Genomic DNA, 5,647 nt, shown 5'->3' with positions numbered 1-5,647 from the left:
GAGCCGCAGCCGCTGGAGCTGTTTGCGACGGACAAGTCACCTGCGCGCCTCACCCGCCTGCGGGAAAAACTGCGTTATCTGGCGGAGTGCGGCGTTGATTACGTGCTGTGCGTGCGTTTTGACAGGCGCTTCGCTGCATTAACGGCGCAGACCTTCATCAGCGATCTGCTGGTGAAGCGCCTTGGTGTACAATTTCTTGCCGTTGGCGATGATTTCCGCTTTGGCGCTAGCCGTGCGGGCGATTTCTTGTTATTACAGGAAGCGGGCGCTGAGTATGGTTTTGATATCACCAGCACCCAAACCTTCTGTGAAGGCGGTGTGCGCATCAGCAGCACCGCGGTACGTCAGGCGCTGGCGGAAGATAACCTGCAACTGGCCGAAAGCCTGCTTGGGCATCCTTTTACTATCTCAGGACGCGTAGTTCACGGTGACGAGTTAGGGCGCACTATCGGTTTTCCGACGGCAAACTTACCGCTTCGTCGCCAGGTTTCTCCGGTGAAAGGGGTTTATGCGGTTGAAGTAATGGGGCTGGGTGACAAACCTTTCCCCGGCGTCGCCAACATCGGCACACGCCCGACGGTAGCAGGCGTACGCCAACAGTTGGAAGTGCATCTATTGGACGTTGTAATGGACCTGTATGGTCGCCATATAGATGTAGTACTGCGTAAAAAAATACGCAGCGAACAGCGATTTGCCTCGCTGGATGAACTAAAAGCGCAGATTGCGCGTGATGAGTTGACTGCCCGTGAATTTTTTGGGCTAACAAAACCGGCTTAATGCCTATACGAGTTTTAAATACGGAACCGAGAATCTGATGAGTGACTATAAATCAACCCTGAATTTGCCGGAAACAGGGTTCCCGATGCGCGGCGATCTCGCCAAGCGTGAACCGGGAATGCTGGCGCGTTGGACTGATGATGACCTGTACGGCATCATTCGTGCGGCCAAAAAAGGCAAAAAAACCTTCATTCTGCATGATGGCCCTCCTTATGCGAATGGCAGCATTCATATTGGTCACTCGGTTAACAAGATTCTGAAAGACATTATCGTGAAGTCCAAAGGACTCACGGGATTCGACTCGCCTTACGTTCCGGGCTGGGACTGCCACGGTCTGCCTATCGAGCTGAAAGTAGAGCAGGAATACGGCAAGCCGGGCGAGAAGTTCACCGCCGCTGAGTTCCGCGCCAAATGCCGTGAATACGCAGCGACGCAGGTTGACGGTCAGCGTAAAGACTTTATCCGTCTTGGCGTGCTGGGCGACTGGTCGCATCCGTACCTGACCATGGACTTCAAAACTGAAGCCAACATCATTCGTGCGCTGGGTAAAATCATCGGTAACGGTCACCTGCACAAAGGTGCGAAGCCGGTGCACTGGTGCGTTGATTGCCGTTCCGCGCTGGCGGAAGCGGAAGTTGAGTATTATGACAAAACCTCCCCGTCCATCGACGTTGCGTTCCACGCCGCCGATCAGGACGCGGTAAAAGCGAAATTTGGCGTTTCTGACGTCAATGGCCCGATCTCACTGGTTATCTGGACTACCACCCCGTGGACGTTACCGGCGAACCGCGCAATCTCTCTGGCGCCTGATTTTGACTATGCGCTGGTGCAGATTGACGGGCAGGCTGTGATTCTGGCGAAGGATCTGGTTGAAAGCGTCATGCAGCGTATTGGTGCGGCTGAATACACTATTCTGGGCACCGTAAAAGGCGCCGAGCTGGAACTGCTGCGCTTTACCCATCCGTTTATGGGCTTTGACGTGCCGGCTATTCTTGGCGATCACGTTACGCTGGATGCTGGTACCGGTGCGGTCCATACCGCCGGCGGCCACGGTCCGGATGACTACGTCATTAGCCAGAAATACGGTCTGGAAATCGCTAACCCGGTTGGTCCGGACGGCGCATATCTGGCGGGTACCTATCCGGATCTGGACGGTGTGAACGTCTTTAAAGCCAACGACAAAATCGTTGCGCTGCTGAGCGATAAAGGCGCTCTGCTGCACGTTGAGAAGATGCAGCACAGCTACCCGTGCTGCTGGCGCCACAAATCGCCGATCATCTTCCGTGCGACTCCGCAGTGGTTCGTCAGCATGGATCAGAAAGGTCTGCGCGCGCAGTCGCTAAAAGAGATCAAAGGCGTGCAATGGATCCCGGATTGGGGCCAGGCACGTATTGAATCGATGGTTGCCAACCGTCCTGACTGGTGTATCTCCCGTCAGCGTACGTGGGGGGTGCCGATGTCTCTGTTTGTTCACAAAGACACCGAAGAGCTGCATCCGCGTGCTATCGAACTGATGGAAGAAGTGGCCAAACGCGTTGAAGTTGACGGCATCCAGGCGTGGTGGGATCTCGATCCGAAAGATATCCTCGGCGATGAAGCTGACCAGTATGTCAAAGTCCCGGATACGCTGGACGTGTGGTTCGACTCCGGTTCAACCCACTCATCCGTTGTGGACGTGCGTCCTGAGTTTGCAGGCCATGCGGCAGATATGTATCTGGAAGGTTCTGACCAGCACCGCGGCTGGTTCATGTCTTCTCTGATGATCTCCACTGCAATGAAGGGCAAAGCGCCATACCGTCAGGTACTGACCCACGGTTTCACCGTTGATGGTCAGGGTCGTAAAATGTCCAAGTCTATCGGTAACACCGTAAGCCCGCAGGACGTAATGAACAAACTGGGCGCGGATATTCTGCGTCTGTGGGTCGCTTCTACCGACTATACCGGCGAAATGGCCGTTTCTGACGAAATCCTGAAACGTGCTGCCGACAGCTATCGTCGTATCCGTAACACCGCGCGCTTCCTGCTGGCGAACCTGAACGGGTTCGATCCGGTAAAAGATATGGTGAAACCGGAAGAGATGGTGGTGCTGGATCGCTGGGCGGTAGGTTGTGCGCAAGCTGCGCAGGAAGAGATCCTGAAAGCTTATGAAGCCTATGACTTCCACGAAGTAGTACAGCGCCTGATGCGCTTCTGCTCCGTAGAAATGGGTTCGTTCTACCTCGACATCATCAAAGACCGTCAGTACACCGCGAAAGCGGACAGCGTGGCGCGTCGTAGTTGCCAGACTGCGCTGTTCCATATTGCAGAAGCGCTGGTACGCTGGATGGCGCCGATCATGTCCTTCACCGCTGATGAAATCTGGGGTTACCTGCCGGGCGATCGTGAGAAGTACGTCTTTACCGGTGAATGGTACGAAGGTCTGTTTGGCTTAGGCGAAACCGAAGCGATGAATGACGCCTACTGGGACGAGTTGCTGAAAGTGCGCGGCGAAGTGAACAAGGTCATCGAGCAGGCGCGTGCGGATAAGAAAGTCGGTGGTTCGCTGGAAGCAGCGGTTACTCTGTACGCTGAACCAGAACTGGCGGCGAAACTGACCGCGCTGGGCGAAGAGTTGCGCTTTGTTCTGCTGACCTCCGGTGCAACGGTTGTGGATTATGCAGCGGCCCCTGCTGATGCTCAGCAGAGCGAACTGCTCAAAGGTCTGAAAATCGTACTAAGCAAAGCCGAAGGTGAGAAATGTCCGCGCTGCTGGCATTACACTACCGATGTCGGCCAGGTGGCGGAACATGCAGATATCTGCGGACGCTGTGTCAGCAACATCGCCGGTGATGGCGAACAACGTAAGTTTGCCTGATGAGTAAGCCTCTTTGTTCAACAGGACTACGCTGGCTGTGGCTGGTGGTAGTCGTGCTGATTATCGATTTAGGCAGCAAATACCTGATCCTCCAGAACTTTGCTCTGGGGGATACGGTGTCGCTGTTCCCGTCGCTTAATCTGCACTACGCGCGTAACTATGGTGCGGCGTTTAGCTTCTTAGCCGACAGCGGTGGCTGGCAACGTTGGTTCTTTGCCGGTATCGCCATTGGTATCTGCGTTATCCTGATGGTGATGATGTATCGCTCGAAGGCGACGCAGAAGCTGAACAACATCGCGTATGCGTTAATCATTGGCGGTGCGCTGGGCAACCTGTTCGACCGCCTGTGGCACGGCTTCGTGGTTGATATGATTGACTTTTACGTCGGTGACTGGCATTTCGCGACATTCAACCTTGCTGATACGGCGATCTGTATCGGTGCGGCATTGATTGTCCTCGAAGGCTTCTTACCGTCGAAAGAGAAAAAAGCCGCATAAAAAAATGCCGGATGGCGCTATGCTAATCCGGCCTACAATATACTGCGATCCTTGTGGGCCCGGTAAGCGTAGCGCTATCGGGCAAACAGGCGGCAGCAATTTTAAAGAGCAACCTGCATGTCTAAATCAGTACAGAGTAACAGTGCGGTGCTGGTGCACTTCACCCTTAAGCTCGACGATGGCTCCACCGCAGAGTCAACCCGCAATAACGGCAAGCCTGCGCTGTTTCGCCTGGGCGACGGTTCTCTGTCTGAAGGACTGGAACAACACCTGCTGGGGTTAAAAGAAGGTGATAAAACCACTTTTGCTCTGGAGCCGGATGCCGCCTTCGGCGTGTCAAGCCCGGACTTGATTCAGTATTTCTCGCGTCGGGAATTTATGGACGCGGGCGAGCCAGAAATTGGCGCTATCATGCTCTTTACCGCAATGGACGGCAGTGAGATGCCTGGTGTGATCCGCGAAATCAACGGTGACTCGATCACGGTTGATTTCAACCATCCGCTGGCCGGGCATACCGTTCATTTTGATATTGAAGTGCTGGAAGTCGAACCGGCACTGGAGGCGTAAAATGCAGATCCTGTTGGCCAACCCGCGCGGTTTTTGCGCTGGCGTAGACCGCGCTATCAGCATTGTGGAAAACGCGCTGGCTATTTACGGCGCACCGATTTATGTCCGTCATGAAGTGGTGCATAACCGCTATGTGGTGGATAGCCTGCGCGAGCGCGGCGCTATTTTTATTGAGCAAATCAGTGAAGTACCGGATGGCGCGATCCTGATTTTCTCTGCTCATGGCGTGTCTCAGGCGGTGCGTAACGAAGCCAAAGGCCGCGACCTCACGGTTTTTGATGCGACCTGCCCGCTGGTAACGAAAGTGCATATGGAAGTTGCCCGCGCCAGCCGTCGCGGTGAAGAGTCAATTTTAATTGGTCACGCCGGGCATCCGGAAGTTGAAGGCACGATGGGCCAGTACAGTAACCCGCAGGGGGGAATGTATCTGGTCGAATCACCTGAAGATGTGCTGAAACTGAATGTAAAAAATGAAGGCAAATTGTCCTTCATGACGCAGACTACTCTCTCCGTTGATGACACCTCTGACGTTATTGACGCGTTGCGAAGCCGTTTCCCGAAAATTGTCGGGCCGCGCAAAGACGATATCTGTTATGCCACGACCAACCGTCAGGAAGCGGTCCGTGCGCTGGCGGAGCAGGCCGATGTTGTGCTGGTGGTCGGCTCGAAAAACTCTTCTAACTCCAACCGTCTGGCTGAACTGGCCCAACGAATGGGGAAAGCGGCGTATCTGATTGACGATGCGACCGATATCCAGGAAGCGTGGGTGAAAGAAGCCAGGTGCGTGGGCGTGACGGCCGGTGCCTCGGCGCCTGATATCCTGGTGCAAAACGTGATTGCTCGCCTGCAGGAGCTTGGCGGTGGGGAAGCTATTCCGCTGGCAGGGCGTGAAGAAAACATCGTTTTCGAAGTACCGAAAGAGCTGCGTGTGGATGTTCGTGAAGTAGAGTAA

5 protein-coding genes are annotated in these 5,647 nt (G+C 54.7%); all 5 read left to right on the top strand.

All coding sequences use genetic code 11. From position 1 onward, the window contains the following. Positions 1-777: bifunctional riboflavin kinase/FAD synthetase (gene ribF, locus FDW87_RS16315; protein WP_252363220.1), on the top strand; the 777-nt coding region annotated here is incomplete at its 5' end. A 37-nt stretch (positions 778-814) separates the two neighbouring features. Continuing rightward, a complete protein-coding gene (ileS, locus tag FDW87_RS16310; protein ID WP_115191012.1) occupies positions 815-3,631 on the top strand; it encodes an isoleucine--tRNA ligase in 2,817 nt (938 codons plus the stop codon). Next, positions 3,631-4,128 (top strand): signal peptidase II, encoded by a 498-nt coding sequence (gene lspA / locus FDW87_RS16305; RefSeq protein WP_003018932.1) that lies wholly within the window; start codon positions 3,631-3,633, stop codon positions 4,126-4,128. Before ileS ends, lspA begins: the two co-directional genes overlap by 1 nt. A gap of 117 nt (positions 4,129-4,245) precedes the next feature. Beyond that, positions 4,246-4,695 (top strand): FKBP-type peptidyl-prolyl cis-trans isomerase, encoded by a 450-nt coding sequence (fkpB, locus tag FDW87_RS16300; RefSeq protein ID WP_003018929.1) that lies wholly within the window; start codon positions 4,246-4,248, stop codon positions 4,693-4,695. 1 nt (position 4,696) lies between these two features. Continuing rightward, positions 4,697-5,647, top strand: coding sequence for a 4-hydroxy-3-methylbut-2-enyl diphosphate reductase (gene ispH, locus FDW87_RS16295; RefSeq protein WP_016155658.1), 951 nt, complete (start codon positions 4,697-4,699; stop codon positions 5,645-5,647).

Origin of the sequence: Citrobacter sp. wls826, from assembly GCF_005281245.1 — a bacterium.
Lineage (GTDB): Bacteria > Pseudomonadota > Gammaproteobacteria > Enterobacterales > Enterobacteriaceae > Citrobacter > Citrobacter braakii.
This window is presented reverse-complemented; position numbering and strand designations above follow the sequence as displayed.

Coding starts and splice junctions, on each gene's coding strand:
- lspA (WP_003018932.1), top strand. CDS start 3,631: ATGAGTAAGCCTCTTTGTTCAACAGGACTACGCTGGCTGTGGCTGGTG.
- fkpB (WP_003018929.1), top strand. CDS start 4,246: ATGTCTAAATCAGTACAGAGTAACAGTGCGGTGCTGGTGCACTTCACC.
- ispH (WP_016155658.1), top strand. CDS start 4,697: ATGCAGATCCTGTTGGCCAACCCGCGCGGTTTTTGCGCTGGCGTAGAC.
- ileS (WP_115191012.1), top strand. CDS start 815: ATGAGTGACTATAAATCAACCCTGAATTTGCCGGAAACAGGGTTCCCG.